The sequence below is a fragment of the Gemmatimonadales bacterium genome, assembly GCA_035502185.1.
In the GTDB taxonomy this organism is placed as follows: Bacteria; Gemmatimonadota; Gemmatimonadetes; order Gemmatimonadales; family JACORV01; genus Fen-1245.
In genome coordinates this window covers 39,299-63,682 of record DATJUT010000095.1, presented here as the reverse complement: position 1 = coordinate 63,682, position 24,384 = coordinate 39,299, and the positions used below count along the sequence as shown (strand labels likewise).

20 protein-coding genes and 1 tRNA gene are annotated in these 24,384 nt (G+C 73.2%); 5 read left to right on the top strand and 16 right to left on the bottom strand.

Translation table 11 applies throughout. From position 1 onward, the window contains the following. The 3 genes from VMF70_12315 to VMF70_12305 form a co-directional block, all read left to right on the top strand. On the top strand, nucleotides 1–1,001 hold a 1,001-nt coding region (locus VMF70_12315; protein ID HTT68802.1), incomplete at its 5' end, for a DUF4982 domain-containing protein. Nucleotides 1,002–1,053: 52 nt separating this feature from the next. Further along, the gene (locus VMF70_12310; protein HTT68801.1) at nucleotides 1,054–1,725 is read left to right on the top strand and encodes a SagB/ThcOx family dehydrogenase; all 672 of its coding nucleotides are present in this window, start codon (nucleotides 1,054–1,056) and stop codon (nucleotides 1,723–1,725) included. Between the two features lie 77 nt (nucleotides 1,726–1,802). Beyond that, entirely contained in the window at nucleotides 1,803–3,293 is a 1,491-nt protein-coding gene (locus VMF70_12305) for a B12-binding domain-containing radical SAM protein (GenBank protein HTT68800.1), read from the top strand. Between the two features lie 60 nt (nucleotides 3,294–3,353). On the opposite strand, the gene VMF70_12300 is transcribed toward VMF70_12305, so the two are convergent. Then, entirely contained in the window at nucleotides 3,354–5,177 is a 1,824-nt protein-coding gene (locus VMF70_12300) for a hypothetical protein (protein HTT68799.1), read from the bottom strand. A gap of 220 nt (nucleotides 5,178–5,397) precedes the next feature. On the opposite strand from VMF70_12300, the gene VMF70_12295 reads away from it, so the two are divergent. Next, nucleotides 5,398–6,492 (top strand): carboxypeptidase regulatory-like domain-containing protein, encoded by a 1,095-nt coding sequence (locus VMF70_12295; GenBank protein HTT68798.1) that lies wholly within the window; start codon nucleotides 5,398–5,400, stop codon nucleotides 6,490–6,492. A gap of 27 nt (nucleotides 6,493–6,519) precedes the next feature. Here VMF70_12295 and VMF70_12290 read toward each other — a convergent pair whose 3' ends face one another. From VMF70_12290 to VMF70_12265, 6 genes are all read right to left on the bottom strand, one after another. Beyond that, on the bottom strand, nucleotides 6,520–8,961 hold the full coding sequence (locus tag VMF70_12290) for a M1 family aminopeptidase (GenBank protein ID HTT68797.1): 2,442 nt from the start codon (nucleotides 8,959–8,961) through the stop codon (nucleotides 6,520–6,522). Nucleotides 8,962–9,149: 188 nt separating this feature from the next. After that, nucleotides 9,150–9,659 (bottom strand): hypothetical protein, encoded by a 510-nt coding sequence (locus VMF70_12285; protein ID HTT68796.1) that lies wholly within the window; start codon nucleotides 9,657–9,659, stop codon nucleotides 9,150–9,152. Between the two features lie 197 nt (nucleotides 9,660–9,856). After that, complete coding sequence (locus VMF70_12280; protein HTT68795.1) at nucleotides 9,857–12,502, bottom strand: serine/threonine-protein kinase; 2,646 nt, start codon at nucleotides 12,500–12,502, stop codon at nucleotides 9,857–9,859. Nucleotides 12,503–12,598: 96 nt separating this feature from the next. After that, nucleotides 12,599–13,042 (bottom strand): DUF6174 domain-containing protein, encoded by a 444-nt coding sequence (locus VMF70_12275; protein ID HTT68794.1) that lies wholly within the window; start codon nucleotides 13,040–13,042, stop codon nucleotides 12,599–12,601. Nucleotides 13,043–13,171: 129 nt separating this feature from the next. After that, nucleotides 13,172–13,255 (bottom strand) — tRNA-Ser (locus tag VMF70_12270). A 127-nt stretch (nucleotides 13,256–13,382) separates the two neighbouring features. Then, a complete protein-coding gene (locus VMF70_12265) occupies nucleotides 13,383–13,655 on the bottom strand; it encodes a hypothetical protein (protein ID HTT68793.1) in 273 nt (90 codons plus the stop codon). A gap of 140 nt (nucleotides 13,656–13,795) precedes the next feature. On the opposite strand from VMF70_12265, the gene VMF70_12260 reads away from it, so the two are divergent. After that, nucleotides 13,796–14,830, top strand: coding sequence for a hypothetical protein (locus VMF70_12260; GenBank protein HTT68792.1), 1,035 nt, complete (start codon nucleotides 13,796–13,798; stop codon nucleotides 14,828–14,830). Nucleotides 14,831–14,863: 33 nt separating this feature from the next. Here the strand turns inward: VMF70_12260 and VMF70_12255 are convergent, their stop codons facing one another. The 9 genes from VMF70_12255 to VMF70_12215 form a co-directional block, all read right to left on the bottom strand. Beyond that, nucleotides 14,864–16,315, bottom strand: a complete 1,452-nt coding sequence (locus tag VMF70_12255; GenBank protein HTT68791.1) for a DUF4932 domain-containing protein — start codon at nucleotides 16,313–16,315, stop codon at nucleotides 14,864–14,866. After that, nucleotides 16,315–17,859 carry a bifunctional phosphoribosylaminoimidazolecarboxamide formyltransferase/IMP cyclohydrolase gene (gene purH, locus VMF70_12250; GenBank protein HTT68790.1) on the bottom strand — a complete coding sequence of 515 codons (1,545 nt, stop codon included), beginning with the start codon at nucleotides 17,857–17,859 and terminating at the stop codon, nucleotides 16,315–16,317. The genes VMF70_12255 and purH overlap by 1 nt, the downstream gene beginning before the upstream one ends. Then, nucleotides 17,859–18,980, bottom strand: coding sequence for a M20/M25/M40 family metallo-hydrolase (locus tag VMF70_12245; GenBank protein HTT68789.1), 1,122 nt, complete (start codon nucleotides 18,978–18,980; stop codon nucleotides 17,859–17,861). Before VMF70_12245 ends, purH begins: the two co-directional genes overlap by 1 nt. Next, nucleotides 18,977–19,951 (bottom strand): hypothetical protein, encoded by a 975-nt coding sequence (locus tag VMF70_12240; protein ID HTT68788.1) that lies wholly within the window; start codon nucleotides 19,949–19,951, stop codon nucleotides 18,977–18,979. The genes VMF70_12245 and VMF70_12240 overlap by 4 nt, the downstream gene beginning before the upstream one ends. Further along, on the bottom strand, nucleotides 19,932–20,594 hold the full coding sequence (purN, locus tag VMF70_12235; protein ID HTT68787.1) for a phosphoribosylglycinamide formyltransferase: 663 nt from the start codon (nucleotides 20,592–20,594) through the stop codon (nucleotides 19,932–19,934). Before purN ends, VMF70_12240 begins: the two co-directional genes overlap by 20 nt. A gap of 112 nt (nucleotides 20,595–20,706) precedes the next feature. Then, nucleotides 20,707–21,486 (bottom strand): hypothetical protein, encoded by a 780-nt coding sequence (locus tag VMF70_12230; protein HTT68786.1) that lies wholly within the window; start codon nucleotides 21,484–21,486, stop codon nucleotides 20,707–20,709. A 46-nt stretch (nucleotides 21,487–21,532) separates the two neighbouring features. After that, nucleotides 21,533–22,003, bottom strand: a complete 471-nt coding sequence (locus VMF70_12225) for a PPC domain-containing protein (GenBank protein HTT68785.1) — start codon at nucleotides 22,001–22,003, stop codon at nucleotides 21,533–21,535. A gap of 76 nt (nucleotides 22,004–22,079) precedes the next feature. After that, the gene (locus tag VMF70_12220; protein HTT68784.1) at nucleotides 22,080–23,705 is read right to left on the bottom strand and encodes a PPC domain-containing protein; all 1,626 of its coding nucleotides are present in this window, start codon (nucleotides 23,703–23,705) and stop codon (nucleotides 22,080–22,082) included. Nucleotides 23,706–23,838: 133 nt separating this feature from the next. Beyond that, complete coding sequence (locus tag VMF70_12215; protein HTT68783.1) at nucleotides 23,839–24,384, bottom strand: HAD family hydrolase; 546 nt, start codon at nucleotides 24,382–24,384, stop codon at nucleotides 23,839–23,841.

The window sequence follows — 24,384 nt, the reverse complement described above, 5'->3', positions numbered from 1 at the left end:
GGCGGGGACTCTCGGCCGTCGTGGACATCCAGGGGTTCAACTACTTCGTGGGCGACATCGACGCGTACCACCGCGACCACCCGCACCAGCCCGAGATGGGCACGGAGACCGCGAGCACCGTCTCGACGCGCGGCATCTACGCCAACGACACGGTGCGGGGCTACGTCAGCGCGTACGACGTGAATTTCCCGCGCTGGGCCTCGACGGCCGAGCGCTGGTGGTCGTACTACGACGCCCGGCCGTTCCTGGCCGGGGGCTTCGCGTGGACGGGATTCGACTACCGCGGCGAGCCGACGCCCTACCAGTGGCCCTGCATCAACTCGCACTTCGGCATCCTGGACACCTGCGGCTTCCCCAAGGACAACTACTACTACTATCAGGCGTGGTGGGGTGACTCGCCGGTGCTCCACCTCTTCCCGCACTGGAACTGGGCCGGGAAGGAAGGCCAGGAGATCGAGGTCTGGGTGCACAGCAACCTGGAGCGCGTGGAGCTGTTCCTCAACGGCACGAGTTTGGGAGCGCAGGACGTCAGGTGCGACACGCACCTGATGTGGAAGGTGCCGTACGCACCCGGCTCGCTCGAGGCGCGCGGTTCCAGGGGCGGGCAGGTGGTGCTGACCGCGAAGCGCGAGACGACCGGCGCGCCGGCGCGACTGCTGCTGGCCGCGGACCGCGAGGCCGTCGCGGCGGACGGCGAGGACGCGGCCGTGGTCGCGGTGACGGTGGTGGACGCGCAGGGCCGCGAGGTCCCCGTGGCGGATGCCCTGGTGACCTTCCAGGTCTCCGGCCCCGCGCGCCTGATCGGCGTCGGCAACGGCGATCCCAGCAGCCACGAGAGCGACAAGGACGCCTCGCGCCGCGCGTTCAACGGGCGGTGCGTGGCCATCGTGCAGGCGACGAAGCAGACGGGCGAGATCCGGGTGGAAGGCACGGCCCCGGGCCTCGCGCCCGGCGTCGCCATGATCCAGGCGGCGGGGTCCGCCCGGCCGGCCGTGCCGTGAAGCCGGACGCGCGGCGGCCTCGCCGCGCGCCGGCCGCGCAGAGAGGCTCGCGATGAAGCTGCTGCTGGCGGCGGCGCTGTGCGCCGCCACCGCGACGGCGGCCGCCGGTCAGCTTGCGCCGTCCACCGCCGTCCCGCTCCCCGCGCCCCGACGTGCGGGCCCGATGTCCCTCGAGGCGGCGCTGTGGGCCCGCCAGTCGGTACGCGCCCTGGCACGGGACTCGGCGGTGGCCCTCGCCGACGCCGGCCAGCTGCTGTGGGCCGGCCAGGGCGTGAACCGGCCGGCCAACGGCCACCGCACGGCGCCCTCGGCCGGCGCCACCTACCCGCTGGAGCTGTTCCTGGTGGCGTCGCGGGTGGCGGGGCTCGCGCCGGGCGTCTACCACTACCGGCCGGCGACCCACGACCTCGAACCGGTGGCGAGCGGCGACCGCCTCAAGGACCTGGTCGACGCGGCGGTCCACCAGGCGTGGGTGAGCGACGCGGCGGGAGTGATCGTGTTCGCGGCCGTCCCCGAGCGCGCCGCGCGGTTCGGCCCGCGAGCCGACCGCTTCGTGCCGATGGACGTCGGCTTCGCCGGGGAGAACGTCTACCTGCAGGCGGCGGCGCTGGGTCTCGCGACCACCTTCGCCGGCTCGGTGCAGGATACGGCCGCGGTGCGCGTGCTCGGGCTGCCCGCCGAGGCGCATCCGCTCGGCATCATGCCGTTCGGGCGGCCGCGGTAGCGCCCGGCCGCGTTGACGGCGCGGGGGGCGCGGCGGTAACTCTCGGCCATGACGCGCCCCCCACGCAGCAGCGCGCGATGAAGGTCCTCCTCGTCTATCCGGAGTTCCCCGACACCTACTGGAGCTTCAGGCACGCACTGCGGTTCGTGCGCAAGCAGTCGTCCATTCCGCCGCTGGGTCTCGTGACGGTGGCGGCGATGCTGCCCGACGCGTGGAGCCTGCGGCTGGTGGACGCCAACGTCCAGCCGCTGCGCGACGAAGACCTCGCGTGGTGCGACACGGTGTTTGTCAGCGCGATGGCGGTGCAGCGGCCGTCGGTCGACCGGATTTTCGCTCGCTGCCGTGCGGCGGGCCGGCCGGTGGTCGCGGGGGGCCCCCTGTTCACCGCGCAGCCCGAGCAGTTCGATGCGGCGTCCCACCTGGTCCTGAACGAAGCCGAAATCACCCTGCCGGCGTTCCTCGAGGACCTGGCGGCCGGTCGCGCACAGCCGGTGTACCGGGCGGCCGACTTCGCCGACCTCGGGCGGACGCCCGTTCCGCGGTGGGACCTGGTGCGCCTGGGCCGTTACCAGACCATGCCGGTGCAGTACTCGCGTGGCTGTCCGTTCGACTGCGAGTTCTGCGACGTCACGGCGCAGCTCGGGCACCGGCCGCGGACCAAGCGGCCGGACCAGGTCATCGCCGAGCTGGACCGGCTCTACGAGCTGGGCTGGCGCGGCGGCGTGTTCTTCGTGGACGACAACCTCATCGGCAACAAGCGCGCGCTGAAGACCGAGCTGCTGCCGGCGCTCATCGAGTGGCGACGGGGGCGGCGGGGCATGTCGTTCGGCACCCAGGCGTCCATCAACCTCGCCGACGACCCGGCGCTGGTGGAGCTGATGACCCGGGCCGGGTTCGACACCGTGTTCGTCGGGATCGAGACCCCGAGCGAGGGCGGCCTGGCCGAGTGCAGCAAGAAGCAGAACCTGAACCGCGACCTCGTCGCGGACACCCGGCGTCTCCAGCGCGCGGGTCTCCAGGTGCAGGGGGGCTTCATCCTGGGCTTCGACAGCGACACGCCGTCGGCCCCCCAGCGGCTGGTGGAGTTCATTCAGAAGAGCGGCATCGTGATGGCGATGGTGGGGCTGCTGCAGGCGCTGCCGGGCACGCGGCTGCACGAGCGGATGCGGCGGGCCGGCCGCCTGGTGCGTGGGGGCTCGGGCGACAACGTGGACGGGACGACGAACATCGTCCCGCTCGGCGGAGGGGTCGCGCTGCGCCAGGCGTACCGCGACCTGCTGGGGCGCCTCTATGCCCCGAAGGAATACTACCGGCGGGTCCGGACGCTGCTCAGCGAGTATCGACCGCCCAAGCTCAAGGCCCGGCTCGATCCCGGATTCCTGCGGCAGCAGGCGCTGGCGTTCGCGCGGTCGATCGTGCGCCTCGGCATCGTCGGGCGGGAGCGGGTCGAGTACTGGAAGCTCATCGCCTGGACGCTGGTGCGCCGGCCCAAGCTGCTGCCGATGGCGGTGACGCTCGCCATCTACGGGTACCATTTCCGCATGATCACCGAGCGGCACGTCGGCTAGGTGCGGCTGCGGCCGCTCGGGGCGCGCCGCCCGCCGCCCGCCCCGGCGTCTGCCGCCGATTCAACGCTCGGTCGTGCCCCGCAGGATGCCGGACCGGATGCGCGCGGCCTTGGCCGACGCCCCGGCGTCGTAGGTCATCGCCGAGTTCGTCCACGTCTCCAGCCTGACCGGCACGTCGAGCGCCGTCTCGCGCCCGCCGCGGCGGATCACCACCGGCACGGTGGGCTTGTCGCTGTCGGTCCACTGGCGCCGGAACTCCTCGAACGACGGGTCCTTGCGCACGTCCACGCCGCCCACGGTGACGATGGTGTCGCCGACCTGTCCACCGCCGGCGGCGTAGGCGCTTCCGGGCACCACGGCCGTCACCCGCAGGCCGCCGCTGTCTCCCGCCGTGGAGATGCCGATGCGCGGCGCGCGGTAGCTCCGCGCCGCGAAGTGGATTCCCGCCAGTGACAGCACCGAGTCGTAGGGCAGGGAGTCGCGGCCGTCCACGTAGCGGCGGTAGAAGTCCGCGAACGAGCGCCCGCCGGCGGCGCGCCCCACCGCCGACCAGAACTCCGCGTTGGTGAAGCCGCGGCCCTTGAGGTACGCGTCCCGGTACAGCCCGCGCATCACGTCGTCGAGCGACGCGCGGTCGTCGGTCGCGTCGCGGATCAGCACGTCGAGCAGCAGCCCGATCGTCGCGCCCTTGTCGTAGTACACGTAGGCCGTGCCGTCGGTGGGCTGGATCCAGGTCGACAGCGAGGCGTCCTCGACCGACACGGGCGGCGTGCCGAGGACGGTCTGGATGTGGCCGTAGAGGTCCTGCAGGAACGCCGCGGAGTCGACGTCGCCGCCGCGCACCTGGGCGAGGTCGGCGTAGTAGCTGGTGAACCCCTCGCTGACCCACAGCAGGGTCGTCGGCTGCGGGGCGTCGTAGCGATAGGGCACCATCTCGGCCGGCCGCAGGCGCTTCACGTTCCAGGCGTGGAACATCTCGTGCGCGACGATGCTGGTGAGGACCGGCGTCCCGATCAGCCGCGGCGTGTAGATGCCGACGTCCGAGCTCTGGTGCTCGAGCGCGCTGCCGCCGGGATAGTCGTCGTCGAAGATCATGAACACCGTGTAGTCGTCCCAGGGCGTGACGCCGAACACCGCGCTCGAGGCCGGGATGGTGCTCCGGAGGCCGCGCCACAGTCGCGCCCGGGGCTCGCCGGCGAGGCGGCCGGCCGGGTAGCTCGCGAGGCGCGTCCACTTCCCGGCGATCAGCTCGCTGTCCACGTCGAAGCGGCCGATGAACAGCGGCATGTCCACCAGGTCGTGGTACGTCCCCTCCCGGAAGGTGAGCGCCGGGCCGGCGCCGTGCATCCCGGTCGCGACCCGCCATCCCGGCTCCGTCCTGACCGCGACCGTCGCCGGCCCTTCGAGACTCCGGCCGCGGGCGTAGGGCAGCAGGTTGGTCCCGTCCACGAGCGCGAAGTCGGGCCGCGCCCAGGTGGACGCGTCGTCCAGCGTGTCGGCGGCGTAGTCGAACGCGACGCGCACCGCCCCGGCCCGCAGCGGCCGCACCCGCCAGGTGGTGTAGTCCCACTCGTCCCATCGGAGGGGCCGGCCGTCCTGCACGGCGCCGAACCCCCGGACCCGGCGCGCGAAGTTCAGGACGGTGTAGTGACCGGGGGCCCACACCGGGAGGGCGAGCAGCACCGGCGCCGTGCCCGCGACCTCGAAGGTCATCTCCACGTGAACCTGCCGTTTCGCGGCGGCCGCGCTGTCGAACGTCAGCTCGTAGCGGACCTCGCGGATCGGGGCCGACAGCGAGGAATCGGCGAGCGCCGCCCGCGGGGGCTCCGCGGCGGCGAGGCGCGAGGCGAGCAGTGCGAAGCACAGGACCAGCGGACGGCGCATCGGTGGCTCCCGGTGGCTCGAGGTGGTTCGGGTCGTGGCGCGGCTATCGTGAGACACGCAGCCGGGCCCGGGGGTTGGCGGCGGCCGCCGCGTGCCGCCGCGGCCGCCTATCCGCGGCCCGCCGGTCGTGGCTTGACCCTCCGGGGCCCGCTCTGCTATCCGTTGGGAGCGCAGGCCTGCTGCACTCCGCGGTGCCTGCTTCGACGTGAGGGAGTCCGCCGTGGACCGCACGACCCGGATCATGCTGCTCGCCATCGCGCTCCACGCGCTCGCGGCCCCGCGCCCGCTCCGCTCGCAGGAACCGGGTCCGCGGGGCACCGCCACCGTGCGCGGGGTGGTGCTGGCCGGTCCGGGCGAGCCGGTGCCGTACGCGGTCGTCGCGATGCCGCCGCGGTTCACGCAGCGGTTCACGGACGAGACGGGCGCGTTCGCCTTCACCCGGATCCCGGCCGGGACCTACCGGCTGCAGGCCCGCCAGGTCGGCTTCAAGCCGGTGGACACGACGGTGGTCGTGGCGGCGAACCAGACCGTGGCGGTCACGGTGACCATCGAGCGGCTGACCGTGCGGCTCGAGGAGATCACCGTCGTCGCGACCCGCGGCTGTACCCAGCCGGGCCCCCCGGACGCCGGCACGCCGGAGCTGGCGGCGCTGTTCGACCAGATCGGGCAGTTCGCCCGGCAGTACAAGCTGCTCGCCACGACGTACCAGTTCCGCTACCGGATGATCCGCACCTTCTCCGACCTCAACGAGGTCGGCAACGTGGAGTGGACGCGGCGCGACACCGCGGAGTACGTGAGCAGCGCCATCGCGCAGTACCGGCCCGGTGACGTGGTGGGCGCGACGGACATGCCCGACGGCACGATCGACCCCGCGGTCCGCCTCCCCACCATCACCGACATCGCCGACAGCGTGTTCCAGGCGAACCACTGCTTCTCGTTCACCGGCAGGGTGGCGGTCGGGGACACCGAGCTGGTGCGGTTCCATTTCCGCCCGCCCGACTCGCTGCAGGCGCCCGACCTGGCGGGCGACGTGGACATGGACCCGCGCTCCTACCAGGTGCGACGCATCACCGTCAGCCTCACCCACCCCGAGCGCGCCTGGGACAAGATGCGCTCGGCGACCTCCACCATCACGTTCGCCGAGCTGCTGCCGAACGTCGTCGTCCAGCGCAGCGTCGCGAGCATGCAGGTGCTGGCCAAGCCGGCCCTGCTCATGGCCGGCGCCCACTACGTCGCCCGGTTCGCCGAGGACCAGCTGCTCCTCGACACCCACTTCCTCCGGCCGCTGCCGGGTAGCCAGGACCCGGGCCCCTAGGCGGGCGGCCGCCGCCGCGGCGCGCGGCTACTCGCCCTCGCGGGCGGCGGCGAGCGCGGTGATCGCGTCCGCCACCGCCTGTTTCGCGTCCGCGCGGCTCAGGCCGTCCACCGCGCTCCTGAGGCGCGCCAGCGCGAGCGGCCGCGGCATCCCGAAGCGGAACGCCTGGAGTGCCCGGTCGCGCACGGAGCGCCGACCGTCGTCGAGCCGCCGGGCGAGCAGGTCGAGCGCGCGCTGGCTGCCGCGGGCGCCGAGGTGGGCCAGGACGAAGGCCGGGTACTGGCTCACCGCGAACAGGCTGTCGACCACGCCGACGAACGAGGTGTCGTCGTGGACGGCGATGGCGCGGAAGGCCGCGCTGCGGATGACGTCCTGGTACGACGAGTCGCCGAGCGCGGCCCGGACGACCGCCCCGGCGTCGGCGGAGTCCGCCTGCGTCAGCGCGCTCACCGCGGCGGCGCGGACCTGGTAGCTGGAGTCGTGCGCGAAGGCGGCCCGCGCCAGGGCGACGGCCCGCGACCCGCCCAGCTCGCCCAGTGCCTCCACCGCGGCCGCCCGGACGGCGGCCGACGTGTCCGCGCCCGCCGTCTCCAGCGCCGGCAGCGCGGCCGCGGCGGGGAAGTGCGCGAGCGCAGCGGCGGCGCTGCGCCGGACGAGGTAGTAGTCGGCGCGGGTCGCGGCCGTGGCCAGCGCGGCGGCGGCCGCGGTGTCGGACGGGCGCCCCGCCAGCTGCTCGATCGCCCACTCCCGGTCCCACAGGTCGGGGTCCTGCGCCAGCTGGGTCGCGAGCCAGGCCGTCGGCTGCTCGAAGTGCAGGCTCTTGAGGACCGCATTCCCGTCGTCGAAGACCACCATCGTGGGCGGGCTCGCGACGTTCGCGACGGTGTCCGTCTGCTCCCGCGCCCGCAGCACGATCCGCTGCGTCACGTCGCCCTGCGCCGTCCCGACCCGCACCACCAGGGGCATCCGGAAGACGGCCGGCACGGTGAACCTGAGGCCGGTGCTGTCCGGCTTGAGCGAGTCCTGCTGCGTCTGCCGGATCGTCAGCGTGAGAGCCCGGCGCGCGGAGTCGTAGGCGGCCGCCACGTCGAGCTGCGGGTAGCCGGCCTGGTACATCCACTCCGCCCAGAACCAGTCGAGGTTCTCGCCCGTCGCCTGGAGCACGGCCTGCCGCAGGTCGTCGGTCGTGGCCGTGCCGAGCGCGTGGCGGGCGAGGTACGCGTGGATCGAGGCCCAGAAGCGCTCCGGTCCGAGGTAGTGCTTCAGCATCTCCAGGACCAGCGCGCCCTTGGGGTAGATGTTGTTCGAGCCGAGCGAGGCCAGCGGCATCGGGCGCCGGCGGTCGATCCCCAGGTACGACTCGTACTCGTTCGCGTAGTAATCCTGCTCGGCCAGCGGGCCCAGCTTCTGGCCCCAGTACTGCCCGGGCATGAACTCCGCGAAGCCCTCGTTGAGCCACATGTTGGCCCAGTTCACGGTGGTGACGTAGTCGCCGAACCACTGATGGGCCAGCTCGTGCGGGATGAGGTCGTGCTGGTACCATGGCCGGTCCTGGTAGGCGCGCGCGTCGGGCAGCCAGTCCACCAGCGTCGTGGCGCTGACGTTCTCCATCCCGCCGAAGAAGTCGGCCACGGTGGTCTGCGCGTACTTGTCCCACGGATAGCGCACGCCGGTGAGCCGCGAATAGGTGCCGATCATGTCGGGAGTGACGTGGAACAGCGGCCACGCCAGGCTGCTGTCCTCGCGGTAGACGTAGTAGTCGACCGGGATGCCCTGCCAGGCGTCGTGGATCTTCACCAGCGGCGCCACGATCAGCGACACGAGGTAGGTGGCGGACGGCGCGTCCTGCCGCCACGTCATGGTGCGCTGTCCGCCCTTCACCACGTTGGACACCAGGCGTCCGTTGGAGACGGCGACGTCCGCCTCGGGCACGGTCGCCACCAGCTCCCAGCTCATCTTGTCGCTCGGGAAGTCGAACGTGGGGAACCAGTCGTGGTTGTTGTGGTCCTCGCCCTGGCTCCAGATCTGTCGCGGGCGGTGGGGCTGCCCGTCGCTGGTGATGAAGGTCAGGCCGTTGCCGTCCTTGACGCGTCCATGGTAGGCGACGGTGAACGTCAGGGTGTCGCCGAAGGCGAGCGGGCGCGCCGGGTACACCACCAGCGTGTCGCGGCTGCGGGCGCTGCGGAGGGCCGCACCGTCCCGGGCGGTCACCGCCGTGTTGACCAGCAGTGCGCCCTCGTCGAGCACTATGGAGTCGAGGCCGGGCCGGAGCGCGACCAGGGTCGTGACCACGGTGCCCTCGAAGGACAGCGAATCCCAGTCGAAGCCGGAGACGGCGATGCGCTGGTGCACCAGGTCGTAGTCGTGCGAGCGCGTGTAGTGGTCGTTGGCCATCAGCTCGGCGTTCGACTGCGCGAGCGCCGGGCCGGCGGCCGCGGCGAGGAGGAACGCAACCAGCGTGACCCGCATCGGAGAATCCTCGTGAGGCGAATGGCAAGGGCAACGCGGCGGGTCGGCGACCCGCGGCATCGGACGGCGTGTCGAGCGGATAGTACGCCGCTGGGCGCGCGATTGTTTCGGCCCGCCGGCGGCGCGGGGAAGGCCCGCGCCGCCGACGGAGGGACACCGCTGCCGGGCCCCTCAGGACCAGCAGCGCATCACGTCGTGTCGGAGCAGCACATGGTGCAGTCGCAGGGGACGCATACCTTGCGAAGGGCAGCGCTGAACGGCAGGGGGTCGCCGGGCGGGTCGGGCGGGCCCGCGTCCTGCAGCCGCCCGACCGCGAGCACCTGGCAGAACGCTGCTTCCGGCCCATAGTGCGCCAAGGTCACCGGCGCCACCTTCATCCGCGCAGCGCCCGAAACCGGCACGAACACCGCTCGGAAGCCGCCGGCGACGCTATCCACCCAGATATACGCGACTCCGGGCGCCGACCCGCCCGCCCCCTCCACCGTGACCCGGGCCAGAATCCGGCCGCGGACGAGGTCCGCGTGGCTGATCGCCGCCGCGCCGATCTCGGGGGCCAACTCGGCATATGGCCCGACGACCAGACGCTCGCCCTGCGCGACGACGAGGTAGCGACGGTCCACACCCGGCGCCGTGGTGTCGAAGGACAGGCCGTGTGCGTACGCCAGCAAGGCGGCGTGCGACGAGGAGTCAACCGGCAAGGCGAGCGCCGGAGCCGGCGTGGGCCGCGGCCCGGCGACCGCTCGGCCAGGTGGCGGCGCCGTCCGGTTGCACCCGACGGCGAGCAGTGCGACGCCCAGCGCCGCGAACCATGGCACTGCCAGCGGGCGCCGTTCCAGCCTCGAGAGTCGCATACGCACCTCCTCTGGTGAGAGACGTGATGCAGGGCCTGCCGGGCCTACGGCGCGGACAGGCCGTGCATCGTCGAACGCAGGTCAGGGTCGGCGCCGCGCCACAGTGCGCTCGCCGCCGCCGCCCAGCGCCGGGCGACGTCCGGTTGGTGCCGCCGCATTCCCAGGTGCGCGCGCAGGACCATCGCCTGGGCGAGCGCGCCGGCGAGCCTCGGCTCGGCGATCAGGGACGTCTGCGCCGAGGCCAGGTTGTCGAGCAGGCGGTCGAGGAGCCACTCCGCCGCCGCCGTGTCGCGCACCACGAGGAACAGCTGGGCCTCCGGGTACACGGGCACGGGGAGAAGATCGCCGGGACTCATGCCTGCCTGGGTCCGGCGGGCGGCCGCGAGCCGCGCGCGCGCGGCCGCCGTGTCGCCGCGGGCCAGCAGCAGCGCGACATCGTAGAGGAAGTAGCCGGGCCACCCGACCCAACTCGTGTCCCAGGCCGCGCCGAGCGCCGGGAGCGGCGTCAGCTGATTGACGAGCGCCGCCCGCACGGTCGATCGCTGAGCCGGGTCCACCCAGCTCCGCAGCAACGAATCCACCCGCCCCCCCAGAGCCCGCACGCTGTCGGTCGGTGCCCCCAGGGCCACGAACCCCATCAGCCGGAGGGCGGCCCGCTTCACGGGCAACGCCAGGGTCAGCAGACCGAAGGTGGTGTCGGCAGCCATCCGCTCGAGCAGATCGGCGGCGCGAGCGGGGCGTCCCAGGAGCGCGGCGGTGCAGGCGAGCTGTCGCGCAATCTCCGGCGAGGGATCACTCGCGGTCGTGAGCAGCGAGTCCGCCACCCGTGCGGCCACGTCGAACTCGCCCAGCTTGAGCTGCAGGCGCACGTCGCCGACGGCCAACGCCACGCGCTCCTCCGGGTCCCGTTCAAGTCGCATGGCCTCCCTGATCTGGTCCAGCGCCGTCGGCCGGCCGCTGCCATCGTCCGCGAGAGACCCCTCCATCTCCAGGGTCTTGGCGAGTGCCGCGTGAGCCGGGGCACTTCGGGGGAATGCGGCGATCCACTTCGCCACCAGGCCGTGCAGCAGCTCGGCTCCCCGGGCGGCAGCGGCAGCATTCGTCGCCGGCAGGGGAGGGAAGGTCCTGCCGACGGGATACGGGACGAGCACCAGCGTGTCGTGGTCCAGGGCCGGGTACGCCACGAAACTCCCCGTGTCCGGCGGCACGGCCTCGCCCGGGCGCCAGCTGAGGCGCTCGGCCATGACGACCTGCGAGAGCCGGTTGTAGGTCTCCGCCCCGAAGGCTGCGTAGAGCGCCGGCGCGAGATCGAGGGCCCGCTGGTACGCCGTGACCGCGCCCTGGTAGCCCGCGCGGAAGCGCCAGCCGGTCGGGCTGGCGGCGTAGCGTACCACCGCATGGTCGCGCCGCTGGCACTCTCCCAGCCCGAACCACGCGATCACGTCGAGGGAGTCGCGGCTCAGCGCCTCCCGGTAGCGCGCGCATGCCTCGGGGAAGCGCCCCTCTGCCAGGGCGAGCAGGGCGAACGCGAGAACGCTGTCCCGCGACGTGGGGAGGCTGTGCGCGTTCACGACGGCGCTCCGCGCCGACCCGCGCCACGCGTCCAGCGGCTCGCCGGCCAGGGCACTGGTCTGGGCCAGCCAGAGCTGCGCGGCCGCCGCCTGCGGATTCGCTCCGACGGCCCGACGGAACGCCGCCTGGGCGCCGGACAGGTCCCACCGCGCCAGGGCGCGCTGGCCAGACGCGAACGCGCTGCCGGGAAACGCCAGTCGCCCGACCACGGCGACGGCCGCCACGACCGCGAGCGCCGCCACGACGACGGACCGGCGCCGCCACCAGGCACGGCCGGCCTCCGCGGCCGGTGCCTCCAGCGCCACGGCAAAGTCGGTCGCCGTGGCGAACCGATCGGCCGGCGCCTTCTCGAGCGAGCGCGCCACTGCCCGCGCCACGGCCGCGGGCACGTTCGGCCGCAGGACCGTCAGCGACGGGGGCGTGTCGTGGAGGTGCCGCGCGAGCACCGCCTGCGGCGTAGGCGAGCTGAACGGAGGCTCACCCGCCAGCAGCTCGTAGAGCACGCAGCCGAGGCTGTAGATGTCGCTGCGCCCGTCCACCGCGCCCCCGCCGGACGCCTGCTCGGGGCTGATGTAGGTCGGCGTGCCCAGTGCCAGGCCGGCGGCGGTCATTCGCTCGCCGCCAGCCGCCCTGAGAGCCAGGGCGATGCCGAAGTCCGCGACGATCGCCTCGCCGCCTTCGAGGAGGATGTTCTCCGGCTTGACGTCGCGGTGGACGATCCCGCGCGCGTGGGCGTAGGCCAGAGCGCCCGCCACCTGGCGCACGATGGCGAGCGCCTCCGGTACCGTGAGCTGCCGCTCGCGCAGCAGCCGCTCGCGCAGCGACTCTCCCTCCACGTAGGGCGCGACGTAGTAGAGGAGGCCGCCGGCTTCTCCCGAATCGAACAGCGGGAGGATGTGTGGGTGGTGAAGCTGGGCCGCGACCCGGATCTCCTGGACGAAGCGCTCGGTGCCGAGCCCCGCGCCGATCTCCGGCCGGAGGACCTTGATGGCGACCCGGCGGTCGTGCTTGGCGTCGTGCGCCAGGTAGACGACCGCCATGCCGCCCGCGCCGAGCTCCCCCTCGATGGCGTAATGGCCCGCGAGGGCGTCGCGGAATGGCTTGGGCGGCTCGTTCATCTGGAGGTAGGTGAGAACGTCGCTAACATAGGGGCCGCGCCCGCGGCCCGGTAGGGTCGCGGCCGTGTGCCCCGCGGAAGGTCAGCCCGTCGGACCCTACGGCAGCAGCTCGATGGCGGACGCGACAACGACGCCGCCGGCGTCCGGCGGGCCCGAGAACTCCAACCGCGTGGGGTAGTCGAAGACGGGATCGAACAGCGCCGTTACGAGCGTGCCGCCTGCCCGCGCCGCGATCGCCTCGGCGAACAACGCGTCGATGGTCGGCAGGGTGGCCGGCACTACGGGCACGGAGTCGTTCGTGGCGACGAATTGAGCGGATCGGACCGTGTCACCGAGGACCACCAGGCGCATCGCCCGACCGTCCAGGGCATTGAAGAACCCGGTAGTCTGGTACCGATACGCATACCGGGTGAGATGGTGTGCCGCCCACGCGGCTTGCGCCCGCTGGAGGTCGGCGAGCGTGGGAGCGGTCGGGCCGCCCTGACAACCGGCCAGGCCTGCGACGAGCCCGATGAGCAGCAGCCGCGCGCTGGGGGTCACGGGGCCTCCGTCAGGCATCGGGGACATCGGGTCCTGAGTTCAGGATCCGGAAGGCAGCCTCGGCGTCCTCCGGGCTGGGCGCCGTGACAGTGGCGCGGACCAGCCGGTCGCGAGTGCCGAGTGCAGGAGCGGAGGGCGGGGGACTCGAACCCCCAAGGGCTTGCGCCCGGCGGTTTTCAAGACCGCTGCCTTGCCAGTTAGGTCTAGCCCTCCGAACTGCCTAAGCTATGACGGCGCCTGCGCTTCGCACAATGCCGCCGGGTCCTCGACGACGCCCCCGAAACAGCGGGGCCCCGCCGAACCGACGGGGCCCCGCCGAACCTCCGACGACACCGTGCGATTACTTGCCCTGATGCGCCGCGTTCCAGTTCATGGCCGCATTCAACTGGCGGATCGCCGTCCGGCACGCCGTCATCGCCGCGGCCTTGTGCCCGCCGAAGGTGTCCGGCGCGTTGCTCATGAAGTCCAGGGCGTCCTGGATCGCGGTGATGGCCGCCTGGAGCCGCGGGTACCCCTGCGCGTCCGCCGCGACCGCGTGCTGTGGGGTGATCAGACCGACCGCCATCGCGAGGGGGATCGATGCGAGCGCCCTGCTTGCGTCTCTGCGGTTCATCATCGCCTCCGGTGTGGTGGAAGAAGGCCCGGCTCACAGGTAGCCCTGGGCCGAAAGCGAAAAACAGCCCATATTGTACGTCTGAATTCCCAACACGTTAACAGCATTCCGCGGCCAACGCCATTCGGCAGGAGCAGGAGATGTTCACCGTCCTCGTCGCCCTCGTGGCCGCCGGCGCCCTCGGCCCGATCCAGCCCGACTCGCTGATCCTCGGCTTCCCTGCGCACGCGCGCATCGCCGACGACAGCGCCCATCAGCAGCTGGTCATCACGCTCGGCCCCGTCGTCCTGCCCGCGCACACGGAACACCACATGGTCGAGCAGCTCGGCGTGCAGTCGGTCGCGCTGCCGCGCGGCGGCTGGCTGCAGGGCTACGACGTGGACATCGTGGACTCCGGCGGGCGCCTGCTGCCGCGAGCCCTGATTCACCACGTGGAGCTGATCGAGTTGGACCGGCGCGCGCTCCTGGACGGCCAGGTCCAGCGGATGGCCTCGGTGGGCAAGGAGACGGGGGACGTGCGGCTGCCGGGGTTCATCGGCTACCCGGTACGCCGCGGCGAGGCGCTCGGCATCAACCCGATGCTCGACAACCCGACCGACACGAGCTACCCCGCCGCCTACGTGCGGCTGCGCATTCCCTACACGCCCGAGAACGCCGAGGACCGACCGGTGGACGTCTACAGCATCGGCACCGACGTCACCGGCGCGGTGGGGCGGTCGTCGGACTTCGACATCCCGGCCGGCCGCTCGTCACTGAGCCACGAGTTCGCCGTGCCGATCTCGGGCGCGCTGCTCGCGATCGGCGGGCACCTGCACGACCTCGGCCTCCGGCTGGTGCTCGTGAACCTCGCGACCGGCGACACGGTGTACGACGCGCGGGCGGCGCGCGACACCACGGGGCGGGTGCTGGGCATGCCGGTCCGGCAGCTGTGGCGGACCGGGGGCTACCAGATCGCCGCCGGCCAGCGCTTTCGCCTGACGGCCTTCTACGACAACCCGACCGGACATACGGTGGCGGCCGGGGCCATGGGGACGTTCGGGGGCGCGTTCAAGCCGGACGACGTCCAGGCGTGGCCGCGCCTCGATCCGAAGGACCCCGAGACGCAGCGGGACCTGACGTACCTGCACTCGCTCGGCGGGGCGATGGGAGGGATGCCGGGGATGAACATGCAGTGAGGCATCGGCCGGGCGGCGTGCCGCCGACCCGCCCTACTGCCGTACGGCCCGCTGCACCCACCCGCAGATCGGCTCGACCGCGGTCCGGGCCTGCGACGCCACCCGCGTCACCGCCCGCGGCGCCCAGTTGATCGGCACCTCGATGCCGTAGATGCGGCCGCCGCGCCGGATGCTCAGCGTGGCCAGCTCGGCGGGCAGGTGCTGCGAGAAGTCGAGGTAGAGCTGGCGGGTCGGCAGCATCAGGTCGCCTGCCGAGACGCTGTCGCCGTCCACGGCCAGCACGGTATCGCCTGCCAGGAGCCCGCGGCCCTTGAAGGGCGATTTCTCCCCGATCCATCCGACGATCGCCCGCTCGCGGCCGACGCCCACCAGGGCGACGTCGGGGCTGGTGGCGGCGCGGCAGGAGTCGAGCGGAATCGCCGCGATGGCCCTGGTCAGCTCGCCCGCGAAGGCCGACAGGTTCGGATAGGTGGCCCGGTCCCTCTCGTAGCGCACCAGGGCGTCCTCGAGCCACGGCACCAGCGCCATGTTGGCGCCCATCGCCTCGGTCCGCAGCGGCCAGGCGAGCGTCGGCTTGGCGGCCAGCAGCGCGCGAATGGTGATGGCCCGCGCCAGCTGCTCGCCGAGGGTCTCGTCCCAGAAGATCGGGGCGTAGCCCGCCCGCGCCATCGCGGCCTCGATGGTCGGCCGCAGCTGCACCGTGCGCTCCAGGATCTCGGGGTGCTCGGCGAACAGCCGCCGCACGACGGCGTGCGCCATCTGGTGACCGGCTGCGAGCCAGATGTAGCTGGGAGAGCGGAACGAGCGATCCGCGAAGACCGGGTCGGGGGCGATGAAGATCCGGTTCCCCAGCTCGTGGGTCCAGCCCACCGGATCGACGGTCGGACTGAGCTGCCGGGTCCAGAAGGTCCGCGCCAGCGTGACGTCGTAGCTCTCGCCCGCGTACCCGGAGTACGCCGCCAGCAGGCTGTCCGGGGCCTTGGACCCGGCGAGGGCGACGTACACGTCGGACAGGTCCCGCAGCCGCGCCGCCGCGTTGAGGCCCTCGAACGTGAGGGGCGCGGCCCGGGGCGCGAAGGCGCGGGCGGCCCCGATGAAGCGCGCGAGCGCGCGCCGTTGCGGCGCGTTGCCGGTGAAGCAGCGGCGGACGCCGGGGGCGATCCAGCCGCACGCCGAGTCCGGGGTCGCGGGCGCGGCCCAGGCCTCGAGCACCGGGCCCACCGGCGTCGGCCCGAGCGAGCGCGCCAGGTCGAACGCCGAGTCGTCCACCTCGGTTCCCAGGGCGACCGCCCACTTCTTGATCGGGCCCAGCGGCGGGATGTCGGCCGTATCCGACAGCCGCAGCACCAGCCCCACCAGATCGAGCGTCGAGTCCACCCGCACGGTGGTGCGCCCGAGGGTGAACGACGAGGTGCCGCGCGGCAGCTCCGACGTGCAGGCCGCGAGCGGGAGCGCGAGACCGAGGACGATCGCGAGTCGTTTCATCAGTGCCGGAATTGGCGTCTGCCGGTGAAGATCATCGCCAGGCCGTGCTCGTCGGCCGCCGCCACGACCTCGGGGTCGCGCACCGACCCGCCGGGCTGGACGATGGCGCGGACGCCGGCCCTGGCCGCCTCGTCCACGCCGTCGCGGAACGGGAAGAACGCGTCGGAGGCCAGCACGGCGCCGGCGACCTCGTGGCCGGCGGCGCGCGCCTTGTGCACCGCCAGCATCGAGCTGTCCACCCGGCTCATCTGGCCCGCGCCGATGCCCAGCGCCTGCGCGTCCCTGGCGATGAGGATCGCGTTCGACTTGACGCTCATGACCGCCGCCCAGGCGAACCGCAGGTCGTCCAGCTCGGCCGCGGTGGGCGCGCGCTGCGTCACGGTCTTCCAGCCGCTCTCGTCCGGGTCGAACCGCAGGCGCGACTCGGCGAGGAAGCCGCTCCGCACGCGCTTGAAGTCGAGCGACTCCGCCGCCTGGCCGCGCGGCACCTCGACGATCCGGAGGTTCTTCTTCCGGCGCAGCACCTCGAGGGCGTCGGGCAGGAAGCAGGGCGCGACCACCGCCTCGACGAACAGCTCCGCCATCGCGGTCGCGGTCTCGGCGTCGAGCACGGTGTTGAGCCCCACCACCGAGCCGTACGCGGAAACCGGGTCGGTCGCGAGCGCGCGCCGGTACGCGTCCGCCGCCGTCTTGCCGAGGGCGATCCCGCACGGCGTGGTGTGCTTGATGATCACGCACGCCGTGTGATCGCTCCACGGCTCGAGGGCCAGGTACGCGGCGTCGAGATCGAGGAGGTTGTTGAAGGACAGCTCCTTGCCGCCGAGCTGGGAGAGGTCGGCCAGGCTGCCGCCCTCGCCCGTGACGTAGAACGCGGCCTTCTGCTCCGGGTTCTCGCCGTAGCGGAGCGCCTGCCGCCGCTCGAGGGCCAGCAGCAGGAAGGCCGGCAGGCCGCCGTCCGCGGCGGCGCCCGCGTGCGCCTCCAGCCACTGGGCGATCGCCGCGTCGTAGGTCGCGGTCTCGCGGAACACCTTGACCGCCAGCTCGCGCCGCAGCCCGGGACCCACGCCGCCGGCCTTGAGCGCGTCGGCCACCCGGGCGTAATCGGCCGGATCGACCACCACCGTGACCGCGTCGTGGTTCTTCGCCGCAGAGCGGAGCATGGAGGGCCCGCCGATGTCAATCTGCTCGATGGCCTCGTCCACCGTCACTCTGGGGTTCGCGACGGTCTCGCGGAACGGGTAGAGGTTGACGGCCACCAGGTCGATCGGGACGATGCCGTGGCGCTCCATCGCCATCACGTCGGAGGGCACGCGGCGCCGCGCCAGGAGGCCCCCGTGCACCGCCGGGTGGAGGGTCTTCACCCGGCCGTCCATCATCTCGGGGAAACCGGTGACCTTCTCGACCGGCGTCACGGCGACGCCCGCCGCCGCCAGCGCGCGCGCGGTGCCGCCCGTCGACACGATCTCCCAGCCCAGGGCGATCAGCGCGCGGGCGAACTCGACGACGCCGCGCTTGTCCGAGACCGAGATCAGGGCGCGAGGCATCACCACCCCTCCGCGATGGCCTGGATGACGTCGGCGAGGGCGACCAGGTCCGTCAAGTCGATCACCTCCGCCGGCGAGTGGGCGTAGCGCAGGGGCCACCCGAGCCCCACGTCGCTCACGCCGTAGGCGGTGAACACCGAGCCGTCGTTCCCGCCGTTGGTGGTCCCGGCCGCGAGCGGGATGCCCCGCGAGCGCGCCAGCGCGAGCAGCGAGTCCACCAGGGCGGGCGGCGCGACGGCGCTGTTGTCGATCGCCCGCACCACGGCGCCGCCGCCGAGCGGGGCGTCGGCGAACGTCGGGATCTCGAGCGGCGCGTCGGCGGACACGAAGGTGTCGATCGCGTGGACGCGCGCCGGGCGCTCCGCCGCGAGGTCGGCCGCCGCGGCCTTCGCGCCCTCGAGGCCGATCTCCTCGCGGACCGAGAAAACGAACACCACGGCGTGGCGCAGCGCGCGCGGGTCGAGACGGCGCAGCGCGAGCAGCTGCGCGGCGCAGCCCACCCGATCGTCCATCGAGCGCCCCGTGGCCCGGGACCCGGCCAGCGGCACGAACGCCTTCGGCATCGTCACCGCGTCGCCCGGCCGGATGCCGAGGGCCTCGGTCGCGGCCCGGCTCGCGGTGCCGGGATCGGCGCGGAGGGCGCCGGGGCTGCGGCGCGGCGCGGGACCGGCGCTGTCGCGCGGCACGAACACCGCGGGCACCACACCCCGCGACGTGTGCACCAGCGCGGGCTCTCCCTCGAACAGCGACGGGTAGAACCCGCCCGCCGCCCGCAGGTCGAGGCCGCCGTCGTCCCGGATCGCGGTGACCACGAACCCGATCTCGTCCAGGTGGGCGACGAACACCACCAGCGGCGCGCCGGAGCCGGCGCGCACCAGCACGTTCCCGGCCGTGTCGACCGAGGGACGCGCCCACGCCGGCAGCAGGCGGATGACGGCGTCGCGCACCGGCGCCTCGTGGCCGGACACGCCGTAGGTCTCGATGAGCCGGCCGAGCACGTCGGCCGCCTCGGCGAGCCGCGCCGGCTGCTGCGCCGCGGCCCCCGCCGCGCCCGCGAGGCCGCCGGCGAGGCACAGCGCCAGGGCGGCGCCGGTCCGCCCGGCGGCGGCCGCCCGCCTCACGGCGCGCCTCCGAGGAAGGAGCGCAGCCGCTCCGCGAGCGCCGAGGCGTCGCGCAGCGACACGGTCTCGACCGGCGTGCGGGCATAGCGCGCCGGCAGGCTCCAGGCCGTCACCGCGACCCAGCCCCCGGGCGTCGGGAGGCTGTCGCGCCGCGCGGGTGCGGCGCCGAGCCCGAGAGAGTCGGCGGATGCGGCGCCGCCGAGGACCACGACCTCGCCCGCGCCCGCCGCGCGATCCCGGAGGAGGAACGCGGCGCCGTCCCAGCGGAACTGGCGGCGCCGGGTGAAGGCGACGACCGCGGTGCCGCGGCCGCCGGCCCGCGGCGCCCGCTGCGACGCGTCGAGCAGCGCCGCGCAGGCCGCCCGGTCCGCGGCGCCCGGGGCGGCCACGAGATCGAACCCGTACCGGTGCGCGTGCTTGGCACGGGTGACCGGGGCGAGGATCGCGATGCCGAGCGCCGCCGCGTCGGCCGCCGACCTGGCGCCGACGTCCACCCTGGCGTCGTCGAGCCGGAAGGGCTCGTCGCCCTGGCCCGGCCGGCCGCGCGACAAATGGACGGAGCGCACGCCCACGACCCCCGGCACGGCGCCGCGCCGCCCGAACACGGTGACCCGCTGGCCCTCGAGGAACTGGTCGTAGAGCGGACCCGGCAGCGTGGTGCCGACGCGACGCAGCGTCAGGTAGCCGTCGGCGGTGATCGCGCCCACCACGTAGCCGATCTCGTCCATCGGGCAGAGGGCCACCCGCACCGGGCTGCCGGCGCCCCGGGTCCATACGACGTTCCCCGCGCGGTCCAGCGCCGAGCCCGGCAGGGCCGCCTGCAGGCTCTCCGCCATCGCGTCTTCCAGGCCCGTCACGGCGCTCATGTCGGCGAGTCGGACGACCAGCGAATCGAGGTGCTGGGCGCGGGCCGCCGCCGGGCCCGCGAGCAGCGCCGCGAGCGCAAGGGTGCTACCGCGCGGCCAGCGCATCGTCGAGCGTGCGGGGCAGGGTGGTGGAGGGCGCCGGGCGCCCGAGCGCCACGGCCAGCGCGCCCGCGCCGGGGACGGCGCCGAGCCGCGCGAACGCGAGCACCACGGCCGGGAGCAGGCGGTGCTCGACCGCGAGCACGCGTGCGGCGAGCGTCTCCGGCGTGTCGTCGGCGCGGACCGGCACGGGCCATTGCGCGACGATCTCGCCGTGGTCGTACTGGTCGTCCACCAGGTGCACGGTGGCGCCGCTCACCTGCGCGCCGCTCCGCAGCACCGCCTCGTGCACGCGCCGGCCGTACATCCCCGCGCCGCCGAAGGCGGGCAGGAGCGCGGGATGCACGTTCAGCATCCGGCCGCGGAACGCCCGCACGACGGCGTCCGGCACCTTCTTGAGCCAGCCCGCCAGCACCACCAGCTCGATCGCGTGCTCGGCGAGGAGCGCAAGCAGCCGCGCGGCGTCCTGCCCGTCCTCGGCGATCGTCGCCGTGGGGATGCCCGCCGCGGCGGCTCGGACGAGCGCGCCGGCCCCGGGCCGATTGGCCACCACCAGCGCGATCACCGCCGCCGGCGACGGATCGCGCGTGGCGTCGAGCAGAGCCTGGAGGTTGGATCCCTGGCCGGAGGCGAGGACCGCGACGCGCATGATGTCAGGAAGGAATACGGGGCCTTCCCCGAGGGCAAGGGAAGGCCCCGCGTCCGTCACCACTTCGTAACACCGCCCCCGGGTTCGGCCGACGGCCCCGGGGGCCGCCCGGCTATCGCACCGACATCGAGAACGCTCCGAACGACCCCTGACGGTACGTATTGGCGATGATGCGGTACGCACCCGAGTACGGGAGGGTGTAGACGATGCGGGCATTGGTCCCGCCCCCCGAGTCGTCGTCCGCGGCGAGCTTCACGCCGTTCCCGTCCTGGACGATGGCGTACGCGTCGAAGTCCGTCGACACCACGTCCACCGTGATCGTCTCGCCGGTCGTGCCGATGTAGGTCCACGCCTGGTAGACCGACCCGTCCGAGAGCTTGGGGTCGGTGGGGCTGAGGCGGCCGGACATCGTCTGGCCGCGCATGATCTGGCCGACCGTGCCCGGCAGCACGCCGCCCGGGGCGCTGCCGCCCGAGGCCATCCCCAGGCTGCGCAGGCGCACCGTGTACGGGCCGTAGTGTCCCCGCTGCCAGCTGTTGGCGAGGATCTCGTAACTGCCGGTGGCCGGGATGGTGAAGATGATCCGCGCGTTTCGCTGGCCGCCGCTGTCGTCGTCGCGGGCCAGTATCGAGTCGTCCGTGGTCTGGAGGATCGCGAAGGCGTCGAAGGCGACGGACGCGACGTCGATCTGGACGATCTGCCCGGCCTGGGCGTCGAACCGCCACGCCTGGTAGACGCTGCTGTCGCGCAGCCGCGCGTCGGACCGGGTCAGCCGCCCGGTCGCCTCGCTGTTCATCGCCAGCGTGCGGACCACCGGCGCGATCGCCTCCGGCCGGCTGGGAGCGCAGCCGGCCAGGGCCAGCAGCGCGAGGGCATAGTGGGTTCGCGTCATCGAGGTCTCCGCCGCCGTTCGGGACTGCCTGTGAAGGTGCGTGCGCCTACTGGATGGACACCGTGTACCTGCCGGCGCGCCGCTCGTGGCCCGCGCTGTTCACGACGATCCGGTACCGGCCCGCTGCCGGGAGCGTGACGGCGAGGCGGGAGTTCAGGTCGCCCCCCGAGTCGTCGTCCTCGGCGATCTTCGTCCCGGAGGAGTCCAGGAGCTGCAGGAACGTGTCGAATTCGTCCGACCGCGCCTCGATGGTGACCTTCTCGCCCGCCGCGCCGGTGAACTCCCACACGTCGGCGAACGTGGAGTCCGCCATCAGCAGGTCGCCGGGCTCCAGCGCGCCGCGCATCGTCTGGCCGACCCGGATGAACCCCGTCTCGCCCGGCGCCGGGACCTCGTTCGCCGCCGGCGCGGGCCCCGACGGCGCGGCCCCCGGAGGATGGACCGCGAGCGGGTGCGCGTGATCGGCCTGCTGCGCCGCCAGCGGCTCGAGCCCCGCCACGGCGGCGAGGCCGAGCACCGCGAGCGCGCTCCTGGCCGCAGCGCCTCCGAGGCCGGCGCCCCCGGCACTCACGCGCACCCCGCCGCGCCGCCCCCTAGCGGACGGTCAGGACGTACAGCCCCGTCCGCCGCTGGCGGCCGTTGCTGTTCACCACGATCTGGTACGTCCCCGCCGACGAAAGGGTGTACGCCAGGCCCGAGTTCGGGTGCCCGGCCGACTCCTGCAGCACGTTGCCCGCGCCGTCGAGCAGCTGGAGGTAGGTCGGAAAATCCTCCGAGCTGAGCTGGATGGCCACGGCCTGCCCGGCGCTCGCCTGGAACTGCCAGATGTCCGCATACGTGCTGTCCGAGCCCATCGTCTGGTCGCCCGCCTCGAGGCGGCCCTGCACCGTCTGGCCGATCATGATCTGGCCGGTCTGGCCCGGCGCCGGGATCATGTTGGTCGGCGTCCCGGCGGACGGCGGCGTCACGGTGGGCGTCACCTGCGGCGCGACGCCGCCCTGCAGCGGCACGACCTGGCCCACGGCCGCGATCTGCTGCACCTGGAGCGTATAGGACCCCGGCGTCGTCGAGGCCAGGCCCGTCGTGACGCCGAGCCGGTACTGTCCCGCCGAGGGGCAGGAGAACCGCAGCCGCGCGTTCAGTCCCTCGCCGCCGTCGTCGTCGTGCGCGATCTCGACGCCGTTCGGGTCGAACACGATGAGGTAGTTGTCCCAGCTCGACAGCACGTCGAACTGCGCGGACTGCCCCGGCGAGCACTGGTAGCCGTAGAGATGGATCGGCTTGTTGTTCCAGGCCACGCCGCCCGAGATCAGCGTGTTCTGCGCCTGCTGATTGAGCCCGATCTGGCCGACCAGGCCGAGCGCGTTGACGGACGGCAGGTTGCTGACCACCCCGGGCTGCAGGGTGGTGACCACGGGGCCGCTCGCCTGCGCGGGCTGGATCTGGAGCGTGAACGGCCCGTACTGCCCCGAGCGCAGGGTGTTGGCCAGGACCTGGTACATGCCGGTGTACGGCAGCTGGTGGATGATCCGGGAGTTGAGGTTGCCGCCGCCGTCGTCGTCGGTGGCGATGGACTGACCGTTGGAGTTGCGCAGGTACAGGTACGAGTCGAACGCGGTGGACATCAGGTCGATCTGCACCGTCTGCCCGGCCGTGCCCATGAAGGTGAACATCTTGTAGTGCGACCCGTCGGTCATCGTCGGGTCACTCGCCGTCAGCTCGCCCTGGACGGTCGTGCCGATGGGGATCTGCTGCGACATCCCGGAGGAAGGCACCTGCGCCATCTGCGGCGGCGGCGCCTCGCCCCCGCTCCGGACCTGCAGCGTGAACGCGCCCGTCTCGCCGCGGCCGACCGTGTTGGCGTAGATCTGGTACATCCCCGTGTACGGCAGCACGTGGACGATGCGGGAGTTGCGCCCGCCGCCGCCGTCGTCGTCCTGGGCGAGGGTGCTCCCGGTCTGGTCCTTGAGGTAGAGGTACGCGTCGAAGTCGGCCGACAGCAGGTCGATCTGCACGGTCTGGCCGGCGGTGCCCTGGAAGGTGAAGACCTTGTAATGCGTCTGATCGGTCAACAGCGGGTCGAACTGCGTGATCTGCCCGGTGACCGGCGTGTTGATCGGTATCTGCTGTTGCGCCCGAACCGGCAGCGCGAGGGCAGCCGCCAACGCGAGGCCCACCGCCAGCGTGCGCCCGACGGCAGCACCGCGACGAAGCGACATAAAGACGTACCTCCTCAATGGGTGCGGATGGGGCGCGAGCGGCCCCGCGAATGGCATCCTGCTCGGGGTGAGTATATGGCGGGCCGCGGCCCGCGCAATACCAGCGGTGCCAACGGGTTCGATGTGACTGGAGTCACGGCGCCGGCTCGCCGATGATGCGGGCCGCGGCGACCAGATCCGGCGCCACGGCGAAGCCCATCGTGCGGGCCCTGGCGGCCTCGTCCGGGGCCTCGGCCGACTCGAGCAGCAGGCCGTGCCCGCCGAGCCGCCGCGCCGGCTCGACGTCGCTCAGCCGGTCGCCCACCATCCACGATCGGGCGAGGTCGAGACGGTGCTCCCGTGCGGCCTGCTCGAACAGCGCGACGCCGGGCTTGCGACAGTCGCAGGGGCCGGTGAAGTCGGGATGGTGCGGGCAGAAGTACGCGGCGGCGAAACGCACGCCCTGGGGCGCGAGCAGCGCGCCGAGGCGCGTCAGGACGGCGGCGAAGGCCTCGGGACCGTACAGGCCGCGGGCCATGCCCGACTGGTTGCTCACGATCACCAGCGGCCATCCGGCCCGCGCGAGCGTCGCGAGGCCCGGGGCCACGCCGGGCAGCAGCTCGACCAGGTCGGGGTCGTGGAGGTAGCCCGGGTCCCGGACCAGTGTGCCGTCGCGGTCGAGGAAGACGGCGCCGCGCAT

Excerpts from the sequence above, each read along its gene's own strand:
- VMF70_12310 (HTT68801.1), top strand. The coding sequence starts at position 1,054 with ATGAAGCTGCTGCTGGCGGCGGCGCTGTGCGCCGCCACCGCGACGGCG.
- VMF70_12305 (HTT68800.1), top strand. The coding sequence starts at position 1,803 with ATGAAGGTCCTCCTCGTCTATCCGGAGTTCCCCGACACCTACTGGAGC.
- VMF70_12300 (HTT68799.1), bottom strand. The coding sequence starts at position 5,177 with ATGCGCCGTCCGCTGGTCCTGTGCTTCGCACTGCTCGCCTCGCGCCTC.
- VMF70_12290 (HTT68797.1), bottom strand. The coding sequence starts at position 8,961 with ATGCGGGTCACGCTGGTTGCGTTCCTCCTCGCCGCGGCCGCCGGCCCG.
- VMF70_12280 (HTT68795.1), bottom strand. The coding sequence starts at position 12,502 with ATGAACGAGCCGCCCAAGCCATTCCGCGACGCCCTCGCGGGCCATTAC.
- VMF70_12265 (HTT68793.1), bottom strand. The coding sequence starts at position 13,655 with ATGAACCGCAGAGACGCAAGCAGGGCGCTCGCATCGATCCCCCTCGCG.
- VMF70_12260 (HTT68792.1), top strand. The coding sequence starts at position 13,796 with ATGTTCACCGTCCTCGTCGCCCTCGTGGCCGCCGGCGCCCTCGGCCCG.
- VMF70_12255 (HTT68791.1), bottom strand. The coding sequence starts at position 16,315 with ATGAAACGACTCGCGATCGTCCTCGGTCTCGCGCTCCCGCTCGCGGCC.
- purH (HTT68790.1), bottom strand. The coding sequence starts at position 17,859 with ATGCCTCGCGCCCTGATCTCGGTCTCGGACAAGCGCGGCGTCGTCGAG.
- VMF70_12240 (HTT68788.1), bottom strand. The coding sequence starts at position 19,951 with ATGCGCTGGCCGCGCGGTAGCACCCTTGCGCTCGCGGCGCTGCTCGCG.
- purN (HTT68787.1), bottom strand. The coding sequence starts at position 20,594 with ATGCGCGTCGCGGTCCTCGCCTCCGGCCAGGGATCCAACCTCCAGGCT.
- VMF70_12230 (HTT68786.1), bottom strand. The coding sequence starts at position 21,486 with ATGACGCGAACCCACTATGCCCTCGCGCTGCTGGCCCTGGCCGGCTGC.
- VMF70_12220 (HTT68784.1), bottom strand. The coding sequence starts at position 23,705 with ATGTCGCTTCGTCGCGGTGCTGCCGTCGGGCGCACGCTGGCGGTGGGC.
- VMF70_12215 (HTT68783.1), bottom strand. The coding sequence starts at position 24,384 with ATGCGCGGCGCCGTCTTCCTCGACCGCGACGGCACACTGGTCCGGGAC.